We start from the raw sequence: 25,769 nt of genomic DNA, 5'->3' as shown, positions 1-25,769 counted from the left end.
GGTGACTTCGTCTACCCCACCCCTCACTATTTAATACGCTTTGCCAGATAGCGTCAAAGCGCCTTTTGCAGTTCCGGCATAATGACGAAAAGGTCGCCGACGAGACCGTAGTCGGCGACCTGGAAGATCGGCGCTTCCTCGTCCTTGTTGATGGCGACGATGACCTTGGAATCCTTCATGCCGGCGAGGTGCTGGATGGCGCCGGAGATGCCGACGGCGATGTAGAGATCGGGGGCCACCACCTTGCCGGTCTGGCCGACCTGCCAATCGTTCGGCGCGTAGCCGGCGTCGACAGCGGCACGAGAGGCGCCGACGGCGGCGCCGAGCTTGTCGGCGACCGGCAGGATGACCTCCTGGAATTTCTCCGAAGAGCCCAGCGCGCGGCCGCCCGAGATGATGATCTTGGCCGAAGTCAGCTCCGGACGATCGGTCTCGGAAAGCCTGTTCTCGACGAAGATCGACAGGCCGGGATTGGCCGCCGCCTGGACCGTCTCCACCGGGGCGGAACCGCCCTCGGGTGTGGCCTGGAAGGAGGCAGTGCGCACGGTGATGACCTTCTTGGCGTCGCTCGACTGCACCGTCTGGATGGCGTTGCCGGCATAGATCGGCCGCTTGAAGGTGTCTGACGACACCACTTCGATGATCTCGGACACCTGCGCGACATCGAGCAGAGCCGCCACGCGCGGCGCGACATTCTTGCCCGACGAGGTCGCCGGCGCGATGATCGTGTCATAGGCACCGGCTATGCTGACGACGAGCGCCGCCAGCGGTTCGGCGAGGCGCTCGGTGAGCTCGTCGGCTTCGGCGAGCAGCACCTTGCCCACGCCCTTGAGCTTGGCGGCGGCGTCCGCTGCCGGCTTGGCACCCTTGCCGGCGACCAGCACATGCACGTCCGAGCCGACCTGCAGTGCTGCCGAAAGCGCCTTGGCGGTCTGGTCGGAAAGTGTCGCATTGTCGTGTTCGGCAATCAGAAGAATTGTCATCTCTCTATTCCTTGATCCACTTCAGTGGGGACGTCTCAAATTCATGTCAGGCCGAGTCGAAAACGGTTGGGTTCGAGAACCGGAGCGGAGCGTACTTCAGTACGTGAGCACCGGAAGCGGAGAACCCTGCCGTTTGCAGGCCGGCATCACATGAATTCCTACAACACGCCGGCTTCGTTCTTCAGCTTATCGACCAGCTCGGCGACGCTCTTGACCTTGACGCCCGCCTTGCGGCCGCTCGGCTCCTCGGTCTTGATCACCTTCAGCCGCGGCTTGACGTCGGCGCCATAATCGGCGGGCGATTTCTCGTCGAGCGGCTTCTTCTTGGCCTTCATGATGTTGGGCAGCGAGGCGTAGCGCGGCTGGTTGAGGCGAAGGTCGGCGGTGACGATCGCCGGCATCTTCAGCTCCACCGTCTGCAGGCCGCCATCGACCTCGCGCGTCACCTTGGCCTTGTCGCCATCGATAACGATCTTGGAAGCGAAGGTGCCTTGCGCCCAGCCGAGAAGTGCGGCCAGCATCTGGCCGGTCTGGTTGGAATCGTCGTCGATCGCCTGCTTGCCGAGAATGACGAGACCCGGCTGTTCCGCCTCGACCACGCCCTTCAGCACCTTGGCGACACCCAGCGGCTCGGTCTGCTCGTCGGTCTTGACCAGAATGGCACGGTCGGCGCCCATGGCGAGTGCGGTGCGCAAGGTCTCCTGCGCCTGCTGCGGCCCGATCGAGACAACGATGATCTCTTCGGCCTTGCCGGCCTCCTTCAGCCGGATCGCCTCTTCGACCGCGATCTCGTCGAACGGGTTCATCGCCATCTTGACGTTGGCGAGTTCCACCGCCGAACCGTCAGCTTTCACACGAACCTTCACATTCGCATCCACAACCCGCTTCACGGGCACAAGGATCTTCATTTGCCTGTCACCTCTTTCACGATAGCAACCTCTTCCAAGATAAATTGAGCGCGCTATAGCAGCGTACGCCCCTTCAGAGTTGTCGAAAGCCGACATTCCGGGCGGAATTCTAGTCTCCGACCGCCTAGTGTGGGAAAGCTTCCGTAGTTGCGGCGACCCCGCACGTCAATATCTGGGGCGCGCGCAAATCATCCGCGACGCACTCAAATCGGTTCAGTCCGGACTGGAGGCGCTTCCCCGTCCCCAGCGCGGCGCCGGCTGCGCCGGCAGCGGGTCGCTTGGCGTCGGCTCTGCGGCAACAGGCACCTGGCCGGCGACCACCACTGCCTCTTCGTCCGCGCCGGCAAGCAGTGGTACGGCGCGGTTGCGCAAGATGAGCACCAGCACGGCCCCGGCGATGATGCCGCCGACATGGCAGGCCCAGGAAACCTGATCCTCGCCGCCGGCCGCGAACATCACGATCTGGAACAAGATCCACAGGATGAGCGGTATGAAGGCCGGGATGCGCAGCGGGATGCGGGCGAAGGCCAGCACCCATACCTTCACCCTGGGGTAGAGGATCAGATAGGCGGCGACCACGCCGGCGATGGCGCCAGAGGCGCCAATCAGCGGAACCTGCGAATCCCAGGCGATCAGACCCTGGAAGAAGGCCCCGGCGATGGCGCAAAGCAGGTAGAAGACGAGAAAGCGGACATGGCCGAGCGCGTCTTCGACATTGTCGCCGAACACCCAGAGGAACAGCATGTTGCCGCCGAGATGGAAAATATCGGCGTGCAGGAAGGAATAGGTGACGTAGCTCAGGCTCTCGGGGATCACGACAAACTGTGGGGCGAGCTCGACGCTGTCGTGGACGACCGACGGGATGAAGCCGAGGCCCAGCACAGCAGCGTTGGAAAACTGCTCGCCGCCAAGCGCGGTGGCGAAGTAGATGAGCGTGTTGAGCGCGATCAGGCTGATCGTCACATATTGCAGCTTGATGTGGCGCAGCCTGTTGGTGTCGTAAAGCGGGATGAACATCGGACCCCCTCCCGCCTCGGCAGATTCAGCGGTTCTTGCCGGGAACCCATAGCACGTCGGCGTTTCCATTGTCATTGACCGCGCGCGCGGCGACGAACAGAAAGTCCGACACGCGGTTGATGTATCTTATCGCCTCGCGGTTGACATGCTCGCCTGGGCCCTGCGTCAACGCCACCATGATGCGCTCGGCCCGCCGGGCCACCGTGCGGGCGAGGTGAAGGGCAGCCGCCGCCGGCGTGCCGCCGTTGAGCACGAAGGATTTGAGCGGCTGCAGATCCTTGTTGAGCAAGTCGATGTCCTTTTCGACACGGTCGGTCTGCACTGCGGTGATGCGCAGCGGCTCATAGCCGAGCGGCTTGCCGTCGTCCGGCACGGCCAGATCGGCGCCGAGGTCGAAAAGGTCGTTCTGGATGCGGCCGAGCATCGCGTCGATCGCCGGATATGTTGCCGCGGTGTGGATGCGAGCAATGCCGATGCAGGCATTGGCTTCGTCGATCGTGCCGTAGGCGTCGATGCGCAGATCGGATTTCAGCCGCCGTTCGCCGGTGCCAAGGCCGGTGGTGCCGTCGTCGCCGGTGCGGGTGTAGATCTTGTTGAGCTTGACCACGCTCAGCCTCCTGAAATCGCGGGTCGCCTTATTTGCGGGTGAACCAGACGGCCAGCATGATCAGCACCAATGCCACGAACTGCAGCAAGACGCGCGTCTGCATCAGCTTGTTGGAGGTCATGGCGGAGCCGCCGCGCATCATGTTGATGAGGCCGCGGATCAGCACGATCACCACGGCGACCATGACGAGGACAGCGAGGATGTTGAAGACGGTTGCCATAGTGTGTTTCCAGTCGATTGCGTTCAGGCGCGTTTGGCAAGCAGGCGATAGAGCATCGCTGCCGGCAGAATGCGTTTGAGGATCACGCCGATCCTGGCCGGCACCGTTACCACATAATGCGGTCGCGGGCGCCGCGACAGAAGCGCATGGCGCAAGGCCGCATGAACCACCTCCGGCCCGGGCTTCAGCCGTGATGTGCTGCCGCCAGCCCGCAGGCGCTGCAACTGCGCCTCGTAGGCGAGGCGGTGCACGGAATTCTCATGATCGATATTCCTGAGAAACCATACAAGCCCGTTGCTGGCGATCTTCGATGTCACCGGCCCCGGCTCGATCAGCGAGACATGGATGCCGCTGCCCTGGAGTTCCTGACGCATGCACAGCATCAGCCCTTCGATCGCGTGCTTGGATGCCGAATAGGCGCCGCGAAAGCGCAGCGGCGCCAAGCCGAGGATCGAGGAGCAATGGACGAGACGGCCATGTCCCTGGCGGCGCATCACCGGCACGACACGACGGGTGAGGTCATGCCAGCCGAAGACATTCGCCTCGAATTGCTCCCTGAGTGCTGCGACCGGCAGGTCCTCGACTGCGCCGGGCTGTGCGTAGGCGCCGTTGTTGAACAGGGCATCGAGCCGTCCGCCCGTCCGCTCCAGCACCGACGCCACCAGCGTCTCGATCGATACGGGTTCGCGGTAGTCCAGATAGAAGGCCTCGATGCCATCGGCTTCGAGGGCAGCGATATCCTCTGGCTGACGTGCCGTCGCGAAGACCCGCCAGCCTTCCGCCTTCAGCGCCCGGGCGCAATAGGCGCCTATCCCGGAAGAAGCACCGGTGACGATGATGGTGCGCAACGCTTCTCCAGGAGGAAGCGTGGTTTGACCTAGGCTTGCCATTTGCCGCAATCCCTTCCCATATTCGCGGCGTCGAGACAATCGAAGGGAACGCGGTTCTTGTTGCGGAAGATCGTAGCCCTCAAACGCGTGCTCTATGACGCGCTCGGCCATTTCAACGCGGACGATGGCTGGGCGATGGCCAGTCATCTGGCGATCACGGCGCTGATGGCGCTTTTCCCTTTTCTGATTTTCGCCACGACACTGGCCAGCTTTTTCGGCGCACAGGCTTTTGCCGACACGGCCGTGCATCTCGTCTTCGACACCTGGCCCGAGCAGATCGCCAAGCCGATCGCGCGCGAAGTGCTCAATGTGCTTACCGTGCGGCGCACCGACCTGCTGACATATGGCGTGCTGCTCGCCGCCTTCTTCGCCTCGAACGGCATAGAGGCGCTGCGCACCTCGCTCAACCGCGCCTACCGCGTCTCCGAAACGCGCGGCATCATCTATCGCCGGGTGCAGAGCATCGTCTTCGTGCTGATCGCCACGGCGGGTTTTCTGGTGATCAGCGTGCTCGTGGTCTTCGCGCCCTTGCTGGCGCGGCTGGCAGAGACCAATTTCGAATGGATAAAACCCTATATGGGCACGATCACGCTGTGGCGTTACATCATCGCCTCCGTCGTCATCGTCGGTGGCCTGTTCGCGGTGCATTACTGGCTGCCTGCGGGCAAGCGCCGCTTCGTCTCGATCATACCGGGCATCATCTTCACGCTGATTGCCTGGCTCATCGGGTCGACCATCTTCGCCGCCTACCTCGACCGTTTCTCGTCCTATGTGACAACCTATGCCGGCCTTGCCTCGATCATGATCGCGGTCGTCTTCCTCTACATCGTCTCGGCGATCTTCATCCTCGGCGGTGAGCTCAATGCCGCGATCAGCCGCTATCTGGAGGCACGCGCCCGCGTTGGCTGATTCTTAGTTGGCTGAGCGGTTGCCAGCCCGACGCCGAGCGTCGCGATCGCCATGCCGACGATCTGAACCAGGCTCAACTGCTCGTCGAACAATATCCAGGCGATGACCGCGGTGACGGCCGGGACCAGATAGAACAGCGAAGCGACTTTCGACATCTCGCCGTCGCGGATCATCACCATCAAGAGGAAGATGGCACCGATCGACAGAACCAGCACCAGCCATGCCATGGCAAAGATCAGCTCGCCATTGATGACGACGGTGCGTGTCTCGAAGGCGAGCGAAGCCAAGGCCATGACCGATGCACCGCCGACATATTGCCATTTGGTGGCCGCCACGAGATCGCCGCCGGAGGCGAAGCGCTTCTGCCAGATCGTGCCGGCGCTCATTCCAAGCACCGAGACAAGCGCGGCAGCAAGCGTCTCAGTCGTCACGCCGCCGCCGAGTGCGCCGAGCTTCGGCCAGAGCACGATGACCACACCGATCAGGCCGATGCCGAGACCGGCCCAATGGCGCGGCAAGATGGCTTCGCCGAGGAATCTGCCGGCGAGTACCGCCGTGATCAGCGGCTGCAGCCCGACGATCAGGGCCGAAAGCCCGGCCGGCATGCCCTTGTGGATGGCCCAGAAGACGCCGCCGAGATAGACGCCATGCATCAGGATGCCGGCGCCGGTGGCGTGCAGCGCCTCGGCGCGGGTCGCTCTCTTCGAGCCGAGCACGACCATCAGAACGGCCAGCAGGATCGCCGCCAGAACGAAGCGCGCGGCGAGGAAGGTGAAGGGTTCCGCCCATGGCATGGCGTAACGCGCGCCAATGAAGCCGGTCGCCCACAGGACGACGAAAGAGGCGGGGATGAACCGCTTGATGCTGTGCATTTTCGGGAGGCTGCCGCGTGTTCGGTGAAGCGCTTACTACGGGACTGCTCTAATGCGGTTCAACCCGGCAGGCAAAACGAAACGGTTGATCCATTGGCTCATCCGAATTGAAGCGGAGTGCAATTTACCCCTTCTCGGAGTAGGTGCCCAAAATTATCGATACTTTTTATAAGGAATATGGTTGCGTTTATTGATACATTGTGGCATAAACAGCCCTTGCTAAGCCGACGCAACCCAAAGGGGCGCCCAATGCACCAGATAAATCGAGCTATCGCCGTTCTTACTTTTAAGAGTCGCGAGCATATTCTTAGTGCGGGAGGCACGTGTTCGTGGGCGCTTAACCGAGCCCACGCTCGAAAGTATGACTTTGCAGTATGTACTCGAAACGCCAACACGCGGTCGGCCGAAGGGCCTGAGTCGCACGGCGCCGCCTTCCTAATTGGCCGAATCTCCGACGTCGTAACCTCACCCGAAAATCCGGATCGCTGGTTGCTCCAGTTCTCCGAGTACGCGGAAGTCGCCATCCCAAATACGTGGGGTAAAGGCTGGAGAAATCCTGTTCGCTACACCACGCTCGAAGACCTCGGAATTGATGTCAACGGTCTGGTATTCCAGCCAATGCCTGAACCAACCCCTGGGAGTGAGGTTGGAACAGCCCAAAGCGGAGCTGCTTCCGAGGAAGGCGGCCAGCCTTTGAAACTCACGATAGCTGAGGCCAAAGAGGGGCTATCTGCGATGTTCGGCGTCCCGGTTGAGGCCGTTGAAATTACCATCCGAGCATAAAATGTGGGCGCCGTATGCTCACCAAAACAACACCCTTGCACACGGACATACGGCGGGAAGACAGAGTTTCCCGCCGCCCTATTTGGCTTAATCGTCGTCCTCCGCGCTCATTTGCTCCTCCTCCTCCGGGGGGAAGAACTGATCAAACGCTTGCCGGGGGGGCTTCCTATACGTCCTAGCGACGCGGGTCTCAATGCACGGGAATATGTCGTCGAGATCGATGACGACGAGCCCCTTCTCTAATGCCCGATCCTGCAACTTTTCAAGCGTGGCAGCATGGAGCTTTTCGACTCCAAGGGCTTGCTTGAGCTGTGCACGCGTAATCGCAAAACGCCCCCGGTCTTTTCCGCGAAATTCTGCCTCGTAGACCTCCTCCCGCAACACCCTTGCCACCTCTTCCAGCTTCTCCTCAGTCACGAACGCCATTCCTTGCTCCTTCTGACCCTGAGATACGATTTTTCGTACTATGGTTCTATTTTTCTATCCTGATCCAATCATTTGGTCAATAAACAATGTCTATAGCTCAAAAAAACATATCTATGGAGCAATGAAATGATCCTGACCGACTCTAAAAGAGCTCGGTTGTTGCTAGATGGCGGCCGCAAGCGTGGTATTCGCCGGCGCATCCCGGCCCGGCCAAGCCGCAGAGTCGACGCGACAGCCTAGCCGAGCGTCCAGTCCGGGGTTACAGGTTCCGGCGGCGAGAAACCAACCATTTGCCTGATGTCATCTGGCGAGGCGCCCGTCCTGCGCAGTGCTGCCAATCCGGTATCCCCAAGACTCTTCGAGAGCTTTCGTCCGTCCGGGCCGAGGACGAGGCGATGGTGGAAGTAGCTTGGTTGCGGCAGGCCGAGAACCTCCTGGAGCAGGCGCTGCACGCCGGTGGCGAAATAGAGGTCTTGCCCGCGCACCACATGGCTGATGCCTTGCAGCGCGTCGTCGACGACGACGGCGAGATGATAGCTTGTCGGGATTTCACGGCGCGCCACGATCACGTCGCCCCAGTCCTGCGGCCGGGCGTCTACCGCGCGTGTTGCGGAAAGCCTCTCATCCGAAAATTCCAGCCATGACAGATCCGTGCCGACGCGCGCCATCGCAGCGCCAACGTCCAGCCGCCAGGCGAAAGGCGCATTCTCGGCGATCCGTCGCTTGCGTTCCCTGGTCGGCAATGCCTTGTCGATGGCGGGATAGAGCGGCACGCCGTCCGGGTCCCGCGGCCAATCGCGACCACGCTTTTCGCTATCGGCAATGAAGGCTCTGATATCACCACGGCTCATGAAGGCGGGGTAGACGAGCTCTTCGCGAATCAGCCGATCGAGCACCGCCTGATAGTCCGCGAAATGCTCGGACTGACGGCGCACCGGTTCTTCCCAGCCAAGCCCGAGCCATTTGAGATCGCGAAAAATGCCAGCCTCGAATTCCGGCGTGCAGCGCGTCGTGTCGATATCCTCGATGCGCAGCAACAGGCGTCCGCCCGTTGGCCTCGCCAATTTCTGATTGAGCAGCGCCGAATAGGCATGGCCGAGATGCAGTTCGCCATTCGGGCTCGGCGCGAAGCGGAATGTCAGGAGTGTCATCCTTGGGCGGCAATCGGGTTGTGCGGCGCTTTCGCCAGTTGCTACTTTGAGCCTGATTACGAATTGCCATTTTGCGCTGGGAACAAGCAAGCATGCAACGCATCGCTACGCTCGACGACATCTCACAAGGGCTCGACGCGCTTTGTCTGCTCGACCCGCGCCTCGAAAGGGTGCGCGGCATGGCCGGCGAGGTGCCGCTTCGGCTCTCCGAGCCGGGGTTCAGAAGCCTTGCCTCGATCATCGTCTCGCAGCAGGTTTCCCGTGCCAGCGCCGACGCTATCTTCGGGCGGCTGACAAAACTCGTCGATCCGCTGACGCCACAAGCGATCCTTGCCGCGGACGAAGCCATTTTTCGCGAGGCCGGACTGTCGCGGCCAAAGCAGCGCGGCCTGATCGCCGTGGCCCAGGCGGTGGTCGATGGCCTCGACCTTGATCATCTCTGCTTGCTCGATGCCGCGGAGGCGATCACAGCCATGACCAAAGTGTCGGGCATCGGCCCGTGGACGGCGGAGGTCTATCTTTTGTTTGCCGCCGGCCACCCCGATGTCTTCCCGGCACGCGACGTTGCCTTGCAGAGCGCGGTCGGTCACGCGCTCGGCATCGAGCCGCGTCCGCCCGAGAAAAGACTGATCCAGCTCGCCGAATCATGGAGCCCGTGGCGAGGTGTCGCATCGCGGCTTTTTTGGGCCTATTATCGCGAATTGAAGGGCAGGGACGCTGCACCCCCTGCCTAAATCCGCAAAAAAGCATGAAAATCATCCAGTTTTGGCACTTCGTTTGATCGACAAGCCGCTTCACATCCCTGTCATGTCGGGCTTACAGTATCCGCGCCGACCGGTTGTAGAGCCAAGGAGGTCAATGACGTGACGGTTGCCGTGTCTCCGGATGGGCTTCCAGCGCTGGTGCTGAACGCGGATTACCGTCCGCTCAGCTATTACCCCCTGTCGCTCTGGTCGTGGCAGGATGCCATCAAGGCGGTGTTCCTCGAGCGGGTGAATATCGTCGCCGAATACGAGCACGCCGTGTCGTCGCCGACCTTCTCGATGAAGCTGCCGAGCGTCGTCAGCCTGAAGGCCTATGTGAAGCCATCGCGGCATCCGGCCTTCACCCGCTTCAACGTGTTCCTGCGCGACCGTTTCCAGTGCCAGTATTGCGGCACGCCGGAGGATCTGACCTTCGACCACGTCATTCCCCGCCATCGCGGCGGCGCGACGACGTGGGAGAACGTCGTCGCCGCCTGCTCACCCTGCAATCTGAGGAAGGGCGGCATGATGCCGGCGCATGCCAAGATGTGGCCGCTGCAGAAGCCGTTTCAGCCGACGGTGCATGATCTGCACAACAATGGCCGCCTGTTCCCGCCCAACCATCTGCATGAAAGCTGGATGGATTATCTGTACTGGGATGTCGAACTGGAACCATAGACTTCGGCACAAATCCGCCATGCCGGCCGCCTGACGCGGCTTTCTGCGCTTCCGGTGCTCACGTACTTAAGTACGCTCCGCTCCGGTTCTCGAAATCCACCTCATGCGTTCCGGCCTGACGAATTTTTGCGCGAACTCTGTGTTGCGGCAGCTCAGTCGCGGGCAAAGGCGCCGCGGAACGCTATGACCGCCAGGACAAGGCTGGCGATGGCGTTCCAGCCGGCCAGCGACAGGCCGAGAATGCGCAGTGCCGCCTTGTCGCAGGAGGGCGGCACGAATTTGTCGAGCGCGTCGAGCACGCCCTTGCCGCCGGTGTCCACCGGTCCGGCAGCCGCCGCACAATCGGTCGGTCCCGGCCACCACGCCCATTCGACGCCGGAGTGATAGACGCCGAGATAGACGCCGTAGACCATCAGCAGGCCGCCGACGGCCAGCAGGCTACGGGTAACCCATGCCGGGGCGCGGAGTGTCGACGCTAGCGCCGCAAGCAGCATCAGCGGCACGCCGATGTAGTAGGGGGTGCGTTGCTCCAGGCAGAGCTTGCACGGGATGTAGCCACCCAGATACTGGAAGGCCAGCGCCGAGCCGACGGTGGCGGCCATGGCGACGGCGAGGAACAACGCCGTCCGCATGCGCTGGCGTCCAATGTCGGCATTCACGGTCGCTGTCATCGATCTATCGTCCGTTCTCGCTCAGAGCAAAGGATTTGAACATCCCTGCTCTAGAAAGCGTATTTGACGACGATATAGAGCGAAATCAGGGCGGCGGCAGCGGCGCCCGCGATCAGGCCAAGGCGCTTTTCGATGAACTCGCGGATCGGTTCGCCATAGCGGCGCAGCAGCCAGGCGAGAAAAAGGAAGCGGGCGCCGCGCGCCACGATCGCCAGCACGATGAACAGCAGGAGATTGACGCCGATCACGCCGGACAGGATCGTCACCACCTTGATCGGCGGCAGATGGGCGAGGCCGGAGGTGATCAGCATCAGGATGATGAAGCCGATGCCCGACGAGACGCGCAGCGCCTCGAAGTCGTCATACTTGCCGTAGAATTCGAGGATCGGCCGCGCCACCGTGTCGTAGGCATAGTGGCCGATGTACCAGCCGGCGATGCCGCCCAGAACGGATGCCAGGGTGGCGATCAGCGCGTAGCGATAGGCGCGGTCCGGCCGCGACAGCGCCATCGGCAGGTACAGCACGTCGGCCGGCACCAGGAACACCGAGCTTTCGACGAAAGCGATGAAGGCCAGCCACCATTCGGCGGATTTCTTTGCCGCCAGCGACAAGGTCCAGTCGTAAAGTCCGCGAAGCATTGGTACCCCTATGACGTGCGCTGCCTGTCTAGAAAGATTTTTCGCGCCGCACAATGGCCGCAGCTTCACGAAATCGAAGGCTGGGGTTGAGCGAAGGCCGGGATGCCGGGAATTGGCCAGTTGACGAACAGGCCTCCAACCGTATAGTCCGCGCCCATCCAGGCCGCCCGGCCTGAGCCCCTATGGCGGAATTGGTAGACGCGCTCGACTCAAAATCGAGTTCCGCAAGGAGTGCTGGTTCGATCCCGGCTAGGGGCACCATTTGCCATCCGAGCACCTTGAAAGCTCGGTTCGGCGCTGCTGGGATAACCACCATCGAGGCGCGGGCCTTCCCGACACCATCGGACCGCGTAGCTCAGGTTGCCATCACATCGGACCCGGCACCATCTTGGTCGGCTGCTCCGGCATCGGAAACGCGTAATTTTCGCATTTCACGTCGGGATTCGTCGGACTGAACATTCCGAGCGGGTTGTCCTTGAACAGCCAGGCGTGAAGATCGTAATGATGGAACTCCGCCGGAATGAGCGGATAGTGCCCTTCCATCGGCCCCTGGAACGTCTGTCCAAAGAGTTTCGGCGGCTCCTTGGTGTCAGGCGTCAACGGTACAAGCCATTCCACGGCCACCAGGCGCAAGCCGCCGTCGACCGGCTCATAGATAAGGACATTGGGGCGCGTCGGATCTGGTGTCGGACTGACGCTCCCGACGTTGACGAAATGAATGCCCATCGCGCCCTTCGGGTAATCCATAGCCCCAGCCACTTTTTCGCCGCTGTAATAAACGCATCCGACCGTCGACAGATAGAGGTCGCGGATGGCGGCCTTGTAGTCTTCGTACTTGGTTAGCGATTCTTTCAGGGCATCGATCTCGGCCTTGTCAGGCTCGGCGGCCTGAGCTGCGGCCGCGGTCAGACAGCCGCCAACAAGGCCGATCAAAGCGAGAACACCGCGACGCCTGAAGTGAGTTGTTTTCGTCATGCATTCCTCCCAGTTTTTGTTGGCCGGCAGACCGAGGCGGCAATGATGCTGGTTGCGCGGCCCAGATTATCGCCGATGCTAATCCTTTCCGCTGGTTGGGAGAATTAACCCTCATGAGCTAGGCCCTCGGCACAGTGATTTGGCTCTTTGACGGAGCCCTGGGATGACGAAGTAGGGAACGCTTCGGCTAATCTTAGAGGTTGCGATTTGCCACTGACAGGAATTGTCGACGTCGCTGCTGATTGGCCCGACCTGTCAATATCACTGTGTCGAGGAACTGGGCCCTAGCAGGAACACCCGGGCCTACCGCCGCCCCAACAGGCTCTTCATCCGGTTGCGCAGGATGCGCGCCATGTTGCGGGTTTCGCGGTAGAGGTGAAGCTGCGACGCCGCCTGGCGGGTGAGGCGGTCGGCGTCCGGCGTCAGGCCGATGACCAGAGTGCCGATCGGCCGGCGCTCCGTCCATAGCCGGCCCATCACCGGATGATCGGGCACCGCGCAGGAATCGCTCATCATGATATTGGGATCGTCGAGATGCTGCCTGGTCACCTCGATCATCAAGAGCGTGCCCGGCGAATAGGCAGCGAGCGTCTCGTCATAGGCCGTCTTCCAGGTGTAGGCGACGCCGGCCTCGACGAAGACGACCAGGCAAGCGATGGTGCGGCCGTCGAGCGTCAGCGAATGGATGCGGCACAGATCCTGTTCGGCCAGCCGGTGCACGGCTTCGCGGGCAAAGGCGGCGCGGTAGCGGTCGATGGCCATGGCGGTACGCTCGCGGCCTTTCCAGCCGGCTGCCTCGAGCGTCAGGAAACGTTCGATGGCATGACGGATTTCGTCGGGCCCGCGCGCCACGACATGCTCCAACTGGCCCAGATCGGCAAGGCGGCGCTTCAGGCGGCGGAACTCGCGATAGTGGTGCGAGCGCAGCGAGGCCTTCAGATACTCATCGCCGTCGAGCTCGCTTTCGAGCATCGGGCGTTCGGCCTTGCCGGTGGTGACCAGCGTCAGGCCACGCGTCTCGGCGACCGTGGCCAGCAGGCTGGCCACCGGGCCGTCGAGCCGGATGTCGGGCAGGACAAAGACTTTCGGCAGCTTGAGGTGCGGCCGCGACAGCATCGAGAAGAAATCCTCGACGACGCCGACGGGATCGTCACGGTCGACCAGCGGCGTGCCGATCGGGCCGAACGGACTCGACCATGTGCGCATGACCCGCACGCCGAGCGGCACCGCCGGCCGCTCCACCGAGAACGGCACCAGCAAGCGCAGCCGGTTGCGGTATTCGTCGCCGTCGCGGATGACCGCCAGCCGCACCTCGCGGTCTTCCAGCCTCGGCATGGCGGGCGCCAGGAAGCGCGGGTTGAAGAAGACGTTGGGCTCGATCGTGCGGGTGCAGAGATAGTCGAGCTCCTCGACCAGATCGAAGCCGGCGGAGGCCGGGTAAATGGCCAGTTTGCGCTCGGGCCGATCGTTGGCCAAGAGTTCGATATGGGCGGGATCGGCTTCGCGGGCCAGCCCCGCGAGGCCGATCACCATGGCGCCGGCCGGGCCGCCGCTGGTTTCCTCGAGCAACGGGACAGCGGCCATCACGCGGCTCCTTCGGCGGCTACGAAAATGGCCATGACGATGCCGAGCTTGCGCCAGACCGTGAAAGACAGCGCGCCGGCCTCGAAGATCATGGCGAAGGCGGTCGCCATTGCCGCGCCCCACAGGCCGAAAAGCGGGATCAGCACCAAATTGAGGCCGATGTTGAGGGCCAGCGTCATGGCGTAGACGGCGGCGCAGATATTCTGGTTGCCGCTCATGGTGAGCAGGCTTTCGCAGGGGCCGACGGCGGCGCGGGCGACGACGCCGAACACCAGCAGGAACAACAGCGGATAGCCGGCGCTGAATTCAGGCCCGAACAAGCTCAGCATCGGCTCGCCAAGCACCAGCACCATCAGCGCCATGAACAGCGAAGGCCAGAAGGTCCAAGACACCGTTTCGCGGGCGAAGGCGGCGAGCTTTTCTGGCTCGCCATGGGTGAATTGCGCATAGCGCTGGGCGACGCCCGCCTTGACCGCGAAATAGACGAAATGCACCAGCGCCAGCGTTTTGACCGTGGCGAAATAGACGGCGACGTCGTTGGGGCTCATATAGGCGCCGACCATCAGCACGTCGGCATTGGTGAGCAGGAAGAAGAAGCCTTCGACCAGGAAGATCGGCAGCGACACGAGGAACCACTGCGCGAAATGCACCTTCCTCGGCCCGGCCGGGATACTCCTGTCCATCCGCGCCGTGACGCCGATGAGCTGACCGAGCGTGGTGGCATAGGCGGCGGCTATCGAGGCGAAGATCGCGGTCCTGGCGTCGGGCGCAAAGCCCACCAGAAGCATCAGCGCCATGAGCGCCAGGATCAGCACCGGCCGCACCAGATAGGTCGGCGCCAGCGCAAACAGCGCCCATGAATTGGCCCGCGCCAGTCCCTGCAACAGATCGGACATCGCGATCATCGGCATGCAGATGAGGCCGAGAATGAACGGCACGACATAGTAGTTCTCGATAAAGGGCGAGAGCAGCCAGACGCCGAGCGCGCCGAGGCCGGCGATCGCCGTCGAGGCAACCAGCACGAACAGGCGGCTGGTCAGCACGATGCCGCGCAGCTCGGCCAGCAAGTTGCGCTCGCGATATTCGGGAATGAAGCGGATGACCGAGGTGTGGAAGCCGAGGCAGGCGACATTGCCGACGATGACCATCGTCACCCAGACGAGGACGAAGATGCCGTATTCGAACGAGCCCATCCAGCGCGCCATCAGCACCTGGCTAATGAAGGCGATGACGGCGCTGACGATGCGGATGGAGAAGGCGATGAGCGACATGCGGCCGGCCTCGCCGCGCTCGTCGGCGGTGAACAGCACGGCATCGACGCGGCCAAGCAGCGGCTTTACGCGCAGCGCAAGGCGCTGCGGCAGGAACCGCCCGGCTGTCGTCGCCGCGGAAAAGCGCACCCACTACTCTCCGTTTTCCGCCTCTTTTCTGGGTATGCGTCTAACGAAAACACATTAAGAAACGGTTGGGTGGGGTGGTGGGGCGCTCCCTTCTCCCCGTTCACGGGGAGAAGGTGCCGGCAGGCGGATGAGGGGCGGCGCCAGAGCGCTGCTTCATATTCGCCGTTCGCGGCAGAGCGCGACGAAACGACAGGCCAGCTGATGGAATCTGACGGTCGAGATACAACAAATTCGTAATAGGTACTTCCGGTGCCGGCGGGACAGCGCCCCCCTCTGGCCGCCTGATATCTCCCCCTCAGCTGGGGAGATTGGCTAAGCGCGGGCGTCCGCGCCGCCCCTCATCCGCCCTTCGGGCACCTTCTCCCCGTGAACGGGGAGAAGGAAAGCTGCGGCTTACGCAAACGCCCCGTGGCAATGCTTGTACTTCTTCCCCGACCCACACGGGCAGGCCTCGTTGCGGCCGACCTTGCCCCAGGTGGCGGGGTTGTTCGGGTCGCGGTTTTCGGGGGCGACGATGGCGTGGGTCTCCTGGCGAACCAGAAGCCCGGTCTCGCCGCCGTTAAAATCGTCCTCGCCGGTGGTGCCGTCGATATGGCTGCCGAACATGTCGGGCGCCTCGGGCGGTGGCGCTTCGGCGGCCTGGCGGACCAGTTCGACGCGCATCAGCTGCGCGGTGACGGCCTGGCGCAGATTGCCCAGCATCGCCTGGAAGAGCTCGAACGCCTCGCCCTTGTATTCCTGCAGCGGGTCACGCTGGGCATAGCCGCGGAAGCCGACGACCGAGCGCAGATGATCGAGGTTGACGATGTGCTCGCGCCACAGATGGTCGAGCGTCTGCAGCACCACCGAGCGCTCGACATAGGTCATCACATCGGGGCCGAAACGCTCGGCGCGCTCCTTGGCGGCAGTCTCGGCGGCCTGGGCGATGCGTTCGCGGATGTCGTCCTCGGCAATGCCCTCTTCCTTGACCCAGTCCTCGATCGGCAGGTCGAGATTGAGGAATTCGGCGACTTCGGCCTTGAGGCCGGCGACGTTCCACTGCTCGGCATAGGCGTTTTCGGGAATAGCCTTGGCGACGATCTCGTCGATGACGCCCTCGCGCATCTCGGCGATGGTCTCGGACAGGCCTTCACCGTCCATCAGTTCGAGGCGCTGCTCGAACACCACCTTGCGCTGGTCGTTGGAGACGTCATCATACTTCAGCAGATTCTTGCGGATGTCGAAGTTGCGGGCCTCGACCTTCTTCTGCGCCTTTTCCAGCGCCTTGTTGATCCAGGGGTGGATGATCGCCTCGTCTTCCTTGAGGCCGAGCTTCTGCAGCATGCCGTCCATGCGCTCGGAGCCGAAGATGCGCATCAGATCGTCCTGCAGCGACAGGAAGAACTTCGACCGGCCGGGATCGCCCTGGCGGCCGGAGCGGCCGCGCAACTGGTTGTCGATGCGGCGCGATTCATGGCGTTCGGTGGCGAGCACGTAGAGGCCGCCGGCGGCCAGCGCCTTTTCCTTCAGCCGCTGCACGTCGTCGCGGATTTCCTTTTCCTTGGCTTCGCGCTCGGGACCGGCTGGCATGTCGCCAAGCTCCTCGGCGATGCGCATGTCGGCATTGCCGCCGAGCTGGATGTCGGTGCCGCGGCCGGCCATGTTGGTGGCGATGGTGATGACGCCGGGTTTGCCGGCCTGGGCGACGATCGCGGCTTCGCGCTCGTGGTGGCGGGCGTTCAGCACCTCGAAATCTTTGAAGCCTTCCTTGCGCAGGCGCTCGGCCAGTTGCTCGGATTTTTCGATGGAGGTCGTGCCGACCAGCGTTGGCTGGCCCTTGGCGCTCGCCTCCCTGATCTCCTTGACGATCGCCTTGTACTTCTCCTCGACGGTCCGGTAGACCTCGTCGTCCTCGTCAATGCGGACGACCGGCAGGTTGGTCGGGATCTCGGTGACTTCGAGGCCATAGATGTTGCCGAATTCCTCGGCCTCGGTCAGCGCCGTGCCGGTCATGCCGGCGAGCTTCTTGTAGAGGCGGAAATAGTTCTGGAAGGTGACGGAGGCGAGCGTCTGGTTCTCCGGCTGGATCGCCACATGCTCCTTGGCTTCGAGCGCCTGGTGCAGGCCTTCCGAATAGCGGCGGCCGGGCATCATGCGGCCGGTGAATTCGTCGATGATGACGATCTCGCCGTTGCGCACGATATAGTCCTTGTCCTTCTGGAACAGCTGATGCGCCTTCAGCGCATTGTTGACGTGGTGGACGATGGCGACGTTCTCGACGTCGTAGAGCGACTCGCCCTTGAGCAGGCCGGCGTCGCGCAAAAGGTTTTCGAGCTTCTCGGTGCCTTCCTCGGTGAAGATCGAGGTCTTCTGCTTTTCGTCGATCTCATAGTCGGCCGGCTCGAGCTTCAGCATGAAGGCATCGATGGTGTTGTACATTTCCGAGCGGTCCTCGAGCGGACCGGAAATGATCAGCGGCGTGCGCGCCTCGTCGACCAGGATCGAATCGACCTCGTCGACGATCGCGTAGCTGTGGCCGCGCTGCACCATCTGAGCGCGCTCGAATTTCATGTTGTCGCGCAGATAGTCGAAGCCGAGCTCGTTGTTGGTGGCGTAGGTGACGTCGGCGGCGTAGGCGGCGCTGCGTTCCTCGTCGGACAAGCCATGGACGATGACGCCGACGGTAAGGCCGAGGAATTTGTAGACACGGCCCATCCATTCGGAGTCGCGCGTGGCAAGATAGTCGTTGACGGTGACGACATGGACGCCTTTGCCGGCGAGCGCGTTGAGATAGACGGGCAGCGTGGCGACCAGCGTCTTGCCCTCGCCGGTGCGCATCTCGGCGATGCCGCCATTGTGCAGCACCATGCCGCCGATCAGCTGCACGTCGAACGGGCGCATGCCGAGCACGCGGCGCGCTGCCTCGCGCACGGTGGCGAAGGCCGGCACCAGCAGATCATCGAGGGAGGCGCCGTTGGCGACGTCCTGGCGGAATTTTTCCGTGCGGGCCGTCAGCTCGGCGTCGGAGAGCGCCCGCATCTCGTTTTCCATGGCGTTGATCGCCTCGACGCGCGGCCGGGTCGATTTGACCCGACGATCGTTGGAGGAGCCGAAAACCTTACGGGCGAGACCGCCAAAACTGACCATTCAATGGCCCTTTCGATAGCATTCCAAGTCGTTGCGACGGGTGCCGGCCGGCCCCATCAAATCCACGTGAAACGCGGACAAACGCACGTAGCGCCCGGAAAACGGTTCTGGACGCAAAGTCGTTGGACAGATAAGAGGGGGCTCAATCGATGTCAACGCCGCGCTCGCCCTGTCGACCGCGCCAACTTCCGCCACAATCTGGCTGGTCTTGAAGCCATCCCGCTCTAGCTATCCCCCATTGGAGTTAATCGTATGTCCTTATTGTTCCGCCGCGCGTCGCTCGCCAGCCTCGGCCTGGCATTCGGGCTGTCGGCCCTATCGCTGTCGCCGCTGATGGCGCAGGACACCGCCCCCGCCCAACCGGCCGCCCCCGCCCAGCCGGCCGCGCCGGTCGATCCGAACGCCGTGGTCGCCACGATCAACGGCCAGACGCTGACCGAGGCAGACCTTGCGCTTGCCGAAGGCGAGCTGTCGCAGCAATTCGCGCAGATGCCGCCCGAACAGCGCCGCGCGGCCGCGTTGTCGGCGGCGATCGAAATCAAGGTCATGGCAACCCAAGCGGTCACCACCGGCCTCGACAAGGATCCCGACTTCCAGCGCCGCATGGCGTTCCTGCAGCAGCGCGCGCTGCATGGCGAAATGGTCGAGAAGGATGTCGTCGACAAGGTCACGGATGCCGAGGTTCGCGCCCGCTACGACCAGGAAATCGCCAACACACCGCCGACCAACGAAGTGCATGCCCGTCACATCCTCGTGAAGACGAAGGAAGAGGCTGATGCGATCATCAAGCAGCTCGACGGCGGCGCCGATTTTCAGAAGCTCGCCAACGAGCACACCAGCGATCCGAGCGGCAAGACCAGCGGCGGCGATCTCGGCTGGTTCGGACCCGGCCAGATGGTGCCGGAATTCGACAAGGCGGCCTCCGCGCTGGCGGTCGGCAAATACACCGAGCAGCCGGTGCAAACGCAGTTCGGCTGGCACGTCATCAAGGTCGAGGACAAGCGGACCAAGCAGCCGCCGGCTTTCGACGCTGTCAAGGATCAGGCCCGTCAGGCGGTCATCCGCGACAAGTATGTCGCGCTGGTCAAGACGCTGCGCGCCGACGCCAAAGTCGAGATTCCGGACGAAAAGCTGAAGAAGACGGTCGACGCGCTGGAAAACACCAAGTAGTCCAACGTGAGGCTAGGGTAAGCAGGGCCGTCGGTTTAGGGTTGAGTTGCCCGCCACCTTATGGGGCGTTGGCGTCAGGTCTTCCCTTCTCCCCTTGTGGGAGAAGGTGGCCGAGCGAAGCTCGGTCGGATGAGGGGTGTTCCAGCTTGGCACCAACAGCGCTCCGTCCAACACCCCTCAACCGTCTTGGCGCTGCGCGCCAATCCACCTTCTCCCACAAGGAGGGCTTTGCACGGGGAGCGAAGTGGATTTCGGTGGTCAGTGAGGGCCTTTTTGAAGGCCGGCAGAGCGGTTTTCCGCGGCCCTTGCGGGGCCTTTGTCGGTTTAGGCAGCCATCCTGCCGGATTGTGGACGCACTCCTCCCTCATGTCCGCCTCTCATCGGGTGGATAGAGGACGCCAATCATGGTGCGCAGATTGTAAGCGCAGGCGGCCAGTATGCACTGCGTGCGGTTGGTGGCGAGGTTGAAGAAGCGCAGGCGTCGCATGCCGTAACGCTCCTTGAACACGGCGAAAGGCCGCTCCACTGCCGCCCGCACCTTGGCGATCAGCCGGTTGCGCAGCTTGTGGCGCGGCGGCAACTCGGGGTGATGCTTGTTGGGCCGCCGCATCAGCCGGTCCTTAATGTTGGCGGCGGCGAGCCGGGCATGGCGGGCGTGGGTGTAATAGGCTTGATCGCCATAGGCCGCCTTCTCGTCGCCGCAGATCAACTGGTCGGCCGGCTCGGTGTCGGTGACCGAGGCGTCGCTCGCCTCGACACGCCGGATCAAGGTGTGCTCCTGGTCGACGCCGATGTGCATCTTGTAGCCGAAGGTGCTCTTCTTGCCCTTCTTGCCCCAACGCGCATCCTTATCGGCCGACGGCTTGACCGGACCTTGGTGGCCCTTCTTCGGCTGCTTGGGCGGACGGCCACGAGCCTGCAGGAACGTGGCATCGACCAAGGTGCCGCGCTTGACGATCAGGCCCTTCTCCTCCAGCTGACGGTTGATCTCCTCAAAGACCTTGTCGATCAGTCGCTCACGCGTCAGCTCCTCGCGGAAGCGCCACAGTGTCGAATGGTCGGGCGTGCGGTCCGAAAGGCTGAAACCGGCAAAGCGGCGGAACGACAATCGGTCCCGGATCTGCGCCTCAAGCGCCGGATCGCTCAGCCCATGCCACATGCCCAGCAAAAGACAGCGCACCAGCGGTTCCGCCGGATAGCTGGTGTTGCCCGAGCCAGGACCGCTGCGCTGACCCAGCAATGTTCGGATCGGCGCCCAGTCCAGTTCCTTCGATACTAGGTCGAAAATCGTCTCATCCGACGCCGCCAGACCGTCCGCCAGACTCAACTGACCCAAAACACGATCCGCCATCCCGAATCTCCCTGCTCCAACCTTCACCACAGAATCACCGTTCGGCTTCTGTGCAAAGGTCTCACAAGGGGAGAAGGAAAGGAGCGCGGCGCCGAGATCGCTTTACCTATAGTGCGTCGACGCCTTGAATGCCGCCGGATCGCCGGCGGCGAGTGCGCCGGCGAATTCCGGGATCCGCACCAGAAGCATCATTGCCCAGAACAGCGGCCAGTCCGTCCATCGGCAGAACTCATTGCCCACGGCTTGCGCGGTCTGGCGGTTTTCCTTGAACGATGTCGCCACGGCGCGAACGGCCAGGCCGAGCCTTGAAAAGCGACGCTTCCTGCGCAGCAGCATCCGCGCGAACTGGTAGCCCTTGTTGCGCCGGACATCCCAGATGAACCCTAGTCCCTCATAGGCGTGGATCGAGACGGCTTGAGCGGCAAGCTCCATCGCCACGCCATCCCTCAGCATAGCGTGCTGGCGCAGATGCGAGCTGATGAAGGGTCCATGGTCGGCCTCGAAACGATATTGCTCAAGCACCGACCGTCGATAAAGCGCGCCATTGTTGCTGGCATGAATGATCTGGCCAAGTCTGTTGCGGCGCTCGATGAAGCCGCGGTCGAGCAGCGACATCACCCTTTTCATCATGCTCTCTTCGCCGTAGCTGGTCCGTCCTGAAACCGCGTCGAGCTTCGGGTTTTTCTCGACGGTCTCGTACAACGCCGCCAACCATCGCGGACCGGGCAGGCAATCGGCCTCGACCACCGCAACGAGGTCATGGCGGCAATATGACAGCGCAGCGTCCTTCAGTTGCGAGGATTCGTCGCTGTCATGCGTGGCCACGATCACCGACGGGCAGAGATATGCCTTGCCGGCAAGCTCGGCCTCGATTGCAGAGGCATGTTCATTTTTTGAGGTAGGCCCGCTTTCTGAAGCACGGCCGCTGGGCAGCATGATGACAATCTCGGCCGGCACGCCACGCGTGTCCTGCGCGTAGGCGCGCAGCGAGCGCCGCAATTCCGCGTCGCCGTCCGCCGTCAGATAGTCTGACACGATGATCAGGCTGACGGGCAGCACTGGAGATGTTCTTTCAAGCAAGCCGCCGATCCCCCTGTCAACGCTTGTGAGCGATGCCTTGTATCACATAGCGGACCGCTTTGCGTATGGTCGTTTCGTCTTCGTCGAGGCGATTGGTCAAAAGATGCGTCCAGGCAAAGGAGGCGACCAGGTCGGCGACGAGCATGGGATCGACGTCGGCCGCCACTTCGCCTCTTGCCTTGGCGCGTTCGATCATCCGGCCGGTATGGGCGTGGCGTCCTTTCGTGTATTCGACTAGGACGGCGGCAACAGTCGCATCCGACTGCGCCTCGGCGATCAGCGACCTGAAGACGCTGCCTGACGATGTTTCATGCCAGTGCGAGAACAGGTTCTTCAGGAAGCCGACAAGATCATCCTCGAGGTTTCCGGTATCGGGATTCTCGACGCGCTTGAGCCGCTGATAGACGTCGAAGAGCAAAGCGGCCTTGCTCGGCCACCAGCGATAGATCGTGGGCTTTCCAGCACGCGCCCGCCGCGCCACCGCTTCGATCGAGAAGCCGGAATAGCCGGCCTCGACCAGCACCGCCTCGGCGGCGTCGAGAATGGCGTCGGCGCTGTCGGGGTTGCGCCGCGCGCCAATTGACTTGCGGGCCTGATCTGCGTCTTCACCCATCCACCATTTTCCTTGCCGGCAAGTTTCCCCTCAGCATTCATATACGACCGCTTGACGAAACGGAACGGCTCGTTTTATATAACGGAACGTTTCGTAACGATAAGGAGAGAACAATGACCTCGACTGCTGCCGCCAGCCGCTTCTCGCGCCCTCGCTTTGCCCTGCTGGTGCTTGCCGGCGTCTATCCGCTGATCACAGCCATCCTCTATGCGGTGTTCCCGCTGACCGAAGAGTGGGAAATCTGGCAGCGCACGCTGGTCATCGCCCCGTTGATGGTCTCGATCATGATCTGGGGGCTCATTCCGGGCGTGCAGAGGACGTTCCGGAGGTTCCTCAATCCTGCCCAATAAAGCAGACGAGCCGCCGGCAGTTTAGCGCCGCCCGCAACGGTCGGAAAACGCCCTTGCGCCGGCGCCCGCTATCGGGCAAACCGGCGTTCCCTTGCGTTTTTCCCGCCCGAGGTCTTCATGTCAGCCACGATTTCGCCGCTCGCGCCGAAGAAATACCCCAAAATGCCTGATATCGAGGGCGCCCGCATCGCCACAGCCGAGGCCGGGATAAAGTACAAGAACCGTACCGACCTGCTGACCATGGTCTTCGATGCCGGCACCACGGTCGCCGGCGTGTTCACCAAGTCGAAATGCCCGTCGGCGCCGGTCGATTTCTGCCGGCAGAACCTTGGGCAGGGCAAGGCGCGCGTCCTTGTCGTCAACTCCGGCAACGCCAATGCCTTCACCGGCAAGAAGGGCCGAGCCTCCACGGCAATGACCGGCGAGGCTGCAGCCAAGGCTGTGGGCTGCGCGCCGGAGGAGGTGTTTCTGGCCTCGACCGGCGTCATCGGCGAGCCGCTGGATGCCGGCAAGTTCAGCCATTTGCTCGCCGGACTGGTCAAGGACGGCAGACCGGATCTGTGGACCGAAGCCGCCAAGGCGATCATGACCACCGACACCTATCCGAAACTGGCGACCGCGACGGTGAAGCTCGGCGACGCCGACGTCATCATCAACGGCATTGCCAAAGGCGCCGGCATGATCGCGCCCGACATGGCGACGATGCTCTCCTTCATCGCCACCGACGCGCCGATCGCCGCGCCCGTGCTGCAGGATCTTTTGGCGCGCGGCACCGCCAAGACCTTCAATGCGGTCACCGTCGACAGCGACACCTCGACCAGCGACACGCTGCTGATGTTCGCCACCGGCACGGCCGCCAGGCGCGGCGCGCCCGATATCACGGATGCCGGGGATGCGCGCCTCGGCGCCTTCCGCCGCGCGCTCGGCAAGGTGCTGAAATCGCTGGCCCTGCAAGTGGTGCGCGACGGCGAGGGCGCCCGCAAGCAGGTCGAGGTCACCGTCACCGGCGCAAAATCGGCCCGCTCGGCCAAGCGCATCGCGCTGTCGATCGCCAATTCGCCGCTGGTCAAAACGGCAGTCGCCGGCGAGGACGCCAATTGGGGCCGCGTCGTCATGGCCGTTGGCAAGGCCGGCGAACCGGCCGACCGCGACCTTCTGTCGATCTGGTTCGGCGACAACAGGCTGGCGCATGAGGGTGAGCGCGATGCCGCCTACTCCGAAGAGGCGACATCGGCCTACATGAAGCGCGACGAGATCCGCATCCGTGCCGATATCGGCATCGGCCGCGGCAAGGCGACGGTGTGGACTTGCGACCTCACCAAGGAGTATGTCGCCATCAACGGCGATTATCGGAGCTGATGGCGTTGGTTTCCAGACATCCGGCAAGCGTGCTTGCCATCGTGCGGCGCTACGAGGCGGCCGGCTTTCGCGCCTGGCCGGCGGCGGCCGTCCATTATGACGGCACCTGGGTGGTGCGGCTGACGGCGGGCCACCCGGCCAAGCGGCTGAATTCGGTCAACCCGCTCGATCCGGGCGACATCCAGCACATTGCCGAGCGCATCGGCCGCGCCAGCCGCCGTTTCGACGCCTATGGCCGGCCGCTGACCTTTCGCATATCGCCGCTGTCGGGGCCGGTTCTTTCCAAACATCTCGACAGCGAAGGCTGGAGCACATTCGACGAATCGCTGGTCATGCGGCTGCCGCTCGCGGACGCCCAGCTCGATGCCGCCATGGACCAGATTCCGCTGAAGGACATCAGCCGCTTCATCGGGGCGTCGCTCAAGGTGAGCGGCTCGGATGTGTCGCTGCGGCCGGGCCTGTCGGAGATCATCGGCGCCATCCAGCCGGAAGCCGGGCTGTTCGCGCTCGAAGAGGGCACCGAGCCGCTGGCGACGCTGATCTGCGTCCATGATGGCGATCTTGCCGGACTGTTCGAGATCGCCACCGACAAATCGGTGCGCAACAAGGGCCATGGCCGCCATCTCATCCTGTCGGCGCTGAAATGGGCACGGCTGCGCGGCGCCCGGGAAGCCTGGCTGCAGGTCGAGGCCGACAATGCGCCGGCGCTGGCGCTCTATCGTTCGCTCGGGTTCGATGAAGTCTATCGTTACCACTATCGCCGGCCGCCCGGCGCATGACCGGCGCGAACCCTGTGGGCAAGCGCCTGCTCCTGGTCGCAGCCTGCGCGCTGGTCGATGCCGACGGCCGCGTGCTTCTGGCGCAGCGGCCCGAAGGCAAGCAGCTCGCCGGCCTGTGGGAGTTTCCGGGCGGCAAGGTCGAGCCCGGCGAGACGCCGGAAGAATGCCTCATCCGGGAGTTGTACGAGGAGATCGGCATCGAAACCGATATTCCCTGCCTGGCGCCATTCACCTTCGCCAGCCACTCCTACGATGATTTTCACCTGCTGATGCCGCTGTTCGTCTGCCGCCGCTTCCGCGGCATCGCGCAGCCGAAGGAGGGGCAGGTGCTGAAATGGGTGCGGCCGCGCCAGATGCGCGATTTTCCGATGCCGCCGGCCGACGCGCCGCTGATCCAGTTCCTCATCGATCTTCTGTGATTTGCGCCGTCACTGCCTGATTTTAGACAGCGTTAATGCAAGATTTATCTTGCCGTGAAAAATTGAC

At 62.9% G+C, this 25,769-nt stretch carries 27 protein-coding genes and 1 tRNA gene; 10 read left to right on the top strand and 18 right to left on the bottom strand.

Translation table 11 applies throughout. The features are described 5' to 3' along the window. Positions 1-53: 53 nt before the first annotated feature. From RPG13_RS02025 to RPG13_RS02000, 6 genes are all read right to left on the bottom strand, one after another. Positions 54-983 carry an electron transfer flavoprotein subunit alpha/FixB family protein gene (locus RPG13_RS02025; RefSeq protein ID WP_095485987.1) on the bottom strand — a complete coding sequence of 310 codons (930 nt, stop codon included), beginning with the start codon at positions 981-983 and terminating at the stop codon, positions 54-56. A 158-nt stretch (positions 984-1,141) separates the two neighbouring features. Next, positions 1,142-1,891, bottom strand: a complete 750-nt coding sequence (locus RPG13_RS02020; protein ID WP_095485988.1) for an electron transfer flavoprotein subunit beta/FixA family protein — start codon at positions 1,889-1,891, stop codon at positions 1,142-1,144. 213 nt (positions 1,892-2,104) lie between these two features. Continuing rightward, positions 2,105-2,908 carry a rhomboid family intramembrane serine protease gene (locus tag RPG13_RS02015; protein ID WP_128243840.1) on the bottom strand — a complete coding sequence of 268 codons (804 nt, stop codon included), beginning with the start codon at positions 2,906-2,908 and terminating at the stop codon, positions 2,105-2,107. A gap of 25 nt (positions 2,909-2,933) precedes the next feature. Beyond that, positions 2,934-3,515, bottom strand: coding sequence for a cob(I)yrinic acid a,c-diamide adenosyltransferase (locus RPG13_RS02010; RefSeq protein WP_128243841.1), 582 nt, complete (start codon positions 3,513-3,515; stop codon positions 2,934-2,936). Positions 3,516-3,543: 28 nt separating this feature from the next. Then, entirely contained in the window at positions 3,544-3,735 is a 192-nt protein-coding gene (locus RPG13_RS02005; RefSeq protein ID WP_095485991.1) for a twin transmembrane helix small protein, read from the bottom strand. 23 nt (positions 3,736-3,758) lie between these two features. Beyond that, positions 3,759-4,625: an SDR family oxidoreductase gene (locus tag RPG13_RS02000; protein WP_128285213.1), complete on the bottom strand. Its 867-nt coding sequence runs from the start codon at positions 4,623-4,625 to the stop codon at positions 3,759-3,761. A gap of 57 nt (positions 4,626-4,682) precedes the next feature. Between RPG13_RS02000 and RPG13_RS01995 the strand changes: the two genes are divergently transcribed. Further along, entirely contained in the window at positions 4,683-5,534 is an 852-nt protein-coding gene (locus tag RPG13_RS01995; protein ID WP_095485993.1) for a YihY/virulence factor BrkB family protein, read from the top strand. Here the strand turns inward: RPG13_RS01995 and RPG13_RS01990 are convergent. Further along, positions 5,504-6,406 (bottom strand): DMT family transporter, encoded by a 903-nt coding sequence (locus RPG13_RS01990; RefSeq protein ID WP_128285212.1) that lies wholly within the window; start codon positions 6,404-6,406, stop codon positions 5,504-5,506. The two genes, RPG13_RS01995 and RPG13_RS01990, sit on opposite strands and share 31 nt — an antisense overlap. 489 nt (positions 6,407-6,895) lie before the next feature. Here RPG13_RS01990 and RPG13_RS01985 point away from each other — a divergent pair, with 489 nt between their 5' ends. After that, positions 6,896-7,189, top strand: a complete 294-nt coding sequence (locus RPG13_RS01985; RefSeq protein WP_206637171.1) for a hypothetical protein — start codon at positions 6,896-6,898, stop codon at positions 7,187-7,189. Between the two features lie 87 nt (positions 7,190-7,276). On the opposite strand, the gene RPG13_RS01980 is transcribed toward RPG13_RS01985, so the two are convergent. Both RPG13_RS01980 and gluQRS read right to left on the bottom strand, forming a co-directional pair. Beyond that, the gene (locus RPG13_RS01980; RefSeq protein WP_128285210.1) at positions 7,277-7,615 is read right to left on the bottom strand and encodes a hypothetical protein; all 339 of its coding nucleotides are present in this window, start codon (positions 7,613-7,615) and stop codon (positions 7,277-7,279) included. A gap of 236 nt (positions 7,616-7,851) precedes the next feature. After that, positions 7,852-8,766: a tRNA glutamyl-Q(34) synthetase GluQRS gene (gluQRS, locus tag RPG13_RS01975; protein ID WP_337124314.1), complete on the bottom strand. Its 915-nt coding sequence runs from the start codon at positions 8,764-8,766 to the stop codon at positions 7,852-7,854. 92 nt (positions 8,767-8,858) lie between these two features. Between gluQRS and RPG13_RS01970 the strand changes: the two genes are divergently transcribed. After that, entirely contained in the window at positions 8,859-9,500 is a 642-nt protein-coding gene (locus RPG13_RS01970; protein WP_127288566.1) for a DNA-3-methyladenine glycosylase family protein, read from the top strand. A gap of 129 nt (positions 9,501-9,629) precedes the next feature. Next, positions 9,630-10,187, top strand: a complete 558-nt coding sequence (locus RPG13_RS01965) for an HNH endonuclease (RefSeq protein WP_095485996.1) — start codon at positions 9,630-9,632, stop codon at positions 10,185-10,187. 152 nt (positions 10,188-10,339) lie between these two features. Here RPG13_RS01965 and RPG13_RS01960 read toward each other — a convergent pair whose 3' ends face one another. Then, positions 10,340-10,858, bottom strand: coding sequence for a disulfide bond formation protein B (locus RPG13_RS01960; protein WP_127288567.1), 519 nt, complete (start codon positions 10,856-10,858; stop codon positions 10,340-10,342). 50 nt (positions 10,859-10,908) lie between these two features. Next, positions 10,909-11,496, bottom strand: coding sequence for a YqaA family protein (locus RPG13_RS01955; protein ID WP_095485998.1), 588 nt, complete (start codon positions 11,494-11,496; stop codon positions 10,909-10,911). Between the two features lie 176 nt (positions 11,497-11,672). Here RPG13_RS01955 and RPG13_RS01950 point away from each other — a divergent pair. Then, a tRNA-Leu gene (locus RPG13_RS01950) sits at positions 11,673-11,757 on the top strand. 105 nt (positions 11,758-11,862) lie between these two features. Here RPG13_RS01950 and RPG13_RS01945 read toward each other — a convergent pair. From RPG13_RS01945 to secA, 4 genes are all read right to left on the bottom strand, one after another. Then, the gene (locus RPG13_RS01945; RefSeq protein WP_337124313.1) at positions 11,863-12,471 is read right to left on the bottom strand and encodes a hypothetical protein; all 609 of its coding nucleotides are present in this window, start codon (positions 12,469-12,471) and stop codon (positions 11,863-11,865) included. A gap of 303 nt (positions 12,472-12,774) precedes the next feature. Then, positions 12,775-14,055 carry a GNAT family N-acetyltransferase gene (locus RPG13_RS01940; RefSeq protein ID WP_337124312.1) on the bottom strand — a complete coding sequence of 427 codons (1,281 nt, stop codon included), beginning with the start codon at positions 14,053-14,055 and terminating at the stop codon, positions 12,775-12,777. After that, positions 14,055-15,455, bottom strand: a complete 1,401-nt coding sequence (locus tag RPG13_RS01935) for a lipopolysaccharide biosynthesis protein (RefSeq protein WP_337124311.1) — start codon at positions 15,453-15,455, stop codon at positions 14,055-14,057. The genes RPG13_RS01940 and RPG13_RS01935 overlap by 1 nt, the downstream gene beginning before the upstream one ends. Positions 15,456-15,848: 393 nt before the next feature. Further along, positions 15,849-18,581 carry a preprotein translocase subunit SecA gene (secA, locus tag RPG13_RS01930; protein ID WP_337124310.1) on the bottom strand — a complete coding sequence of 911 codons (2,733 nt, stop codon included), beginning with the start codon at positions 18,579-18,581 and terminating at the stop codon, positions 15,849-15,851. 252 nt (positions 18,582-18,833) lie between these two features. On the opposite strand from secA, the gene RPG13_RS01925 reads away from it, so the two are divergent. Continuing rightward, positions 18,834-19,751, top strand: a complete 918-nt coding sequence (locus RPG13_RS01925) for a peptidylprolyl isomerase (protein WP_337124309.1) — start codon at positions 18,834-18,836, stop codon at positions 19,749-19,751. Positions 19,752-20,115: 364 nt separating this feature from the next. Here the strand turns inward: RPG13_RS01925 and RPG13_RS01920 are convergent, their stop codons facing one another. The 3 genes from RPG13_RS01920 to RPG13_RS01910 all read right to left on the bottom strand — a co-directional run bounded on the left by RPG13_RS01920 (position 20,116) and on the right by RPG13_RS01910 (position 22,795). Continuing rightward, entirely contained in the window at positions 20,116-21,102 is a 987-nt protein-coding gene (locus RPG13_RS01920; RefSeq protein ID WP_126103272.1) for an IS5 family transposase, read from the bottom strand. Between the two features lie 102 nt (positions 21,103-21,204). Then, a complete protein-coding gene (locus RPG13_RS01915) occupies positions 21,205-22,182 on the bottom strand; it encodes a glycosyltransferase (RefSeq protein ID WP_337124308.1) in 978 nt (325 codons plus the stop codon). A 16-nt stretch (positions 22,183-22,198) separates the two neighbouring features. After that, a complete protein-coding gene (locus tag RPG13_RS01910) occupies positions 22,199-22,795 on the bottom strand; it encodes a TetR/AcrR family transcriptional regulator (protein ID WP_292724446.1) in 597 nt (198 codons plus the stop codon). A 113-nt stretch (positions 22,796-22,908) separates the two neighbouring features. On the opposite strand from RPG13_RS01910, the gene RPG13_RS01905 reads away from it, so the two are divergent. From RPG13_RS01905 to RPG13_RS01890, 4 genes are all read left to right on the top strand, one after another. Then, positions 22,909-23,145: a hypothetical protein gene (locus RPG13_RS01905; RefSeq protein ID WP_126104778.1), complete on the top strand. Its 237-nt coding sequence runs from the start codon at positions 22,909-22,911 to the stop codon at positions 23,143-23,145. A gap of 117 nt (positions 23,146-23,262) precedes the next feature. Further along, positions 23,263-24,504, top strand: coding sequence for a bifunctional glutamate N-acetyltransferase/amino-acid acetyltransferase ArgJ (gene argJ / locus RPG13_RS01900; RefSeq protein WP_337124307.1), 1,242 nt, complete (start codon positions 23,263-23,265; stop codon positions 24,502-24,504). Further along, positions 24,504-25,283: a GNAT family N-acetyltransferase gene (locus RPG13_RS01895; RefSeq protein WP_206072960.1), complete on the top strand. Its 780-nt coding sequence runs from the start codon at positions 24,504-24,506 to the stop codon at positions 25,281-25,283. The genes argJ and RPG13_RS01895 overlap by 1 nt, the downstream gene beginning before the upstream one ends. Beyond that, positions 25,280-25,702, top strand: a complete 423-nt coding sequence (locus RPG13_RS01890; protein ID WP_128244195.1) for a (deoxy)nucleoside triphosphate pyrophosphohydrolase — start codon at positions 25,280-25,282, stop codon at positions 25,700-25,702. The genes RPG13_RS01895 and RPG13_RS01890 overlap by 4 nt, the downstream gene beginning before the upstream one ends. Positions 25,703-25,769: the final 67 nt, after the last annotated feature.

The sequence above is a fragment of the Mesorhizobium sp. ISC15 genome (assembly GCF_037162615.1).
GTDB lineage: Bacteria > Pseudomonadota > Alphaproteobacteria > Rhizobiales > Rhizobiaceae > Mesorhizobium > Mesorhizobium mediterraneum.
This window is presented reverse-complemented; position numbering and strand designations above follow the sequence as displayed.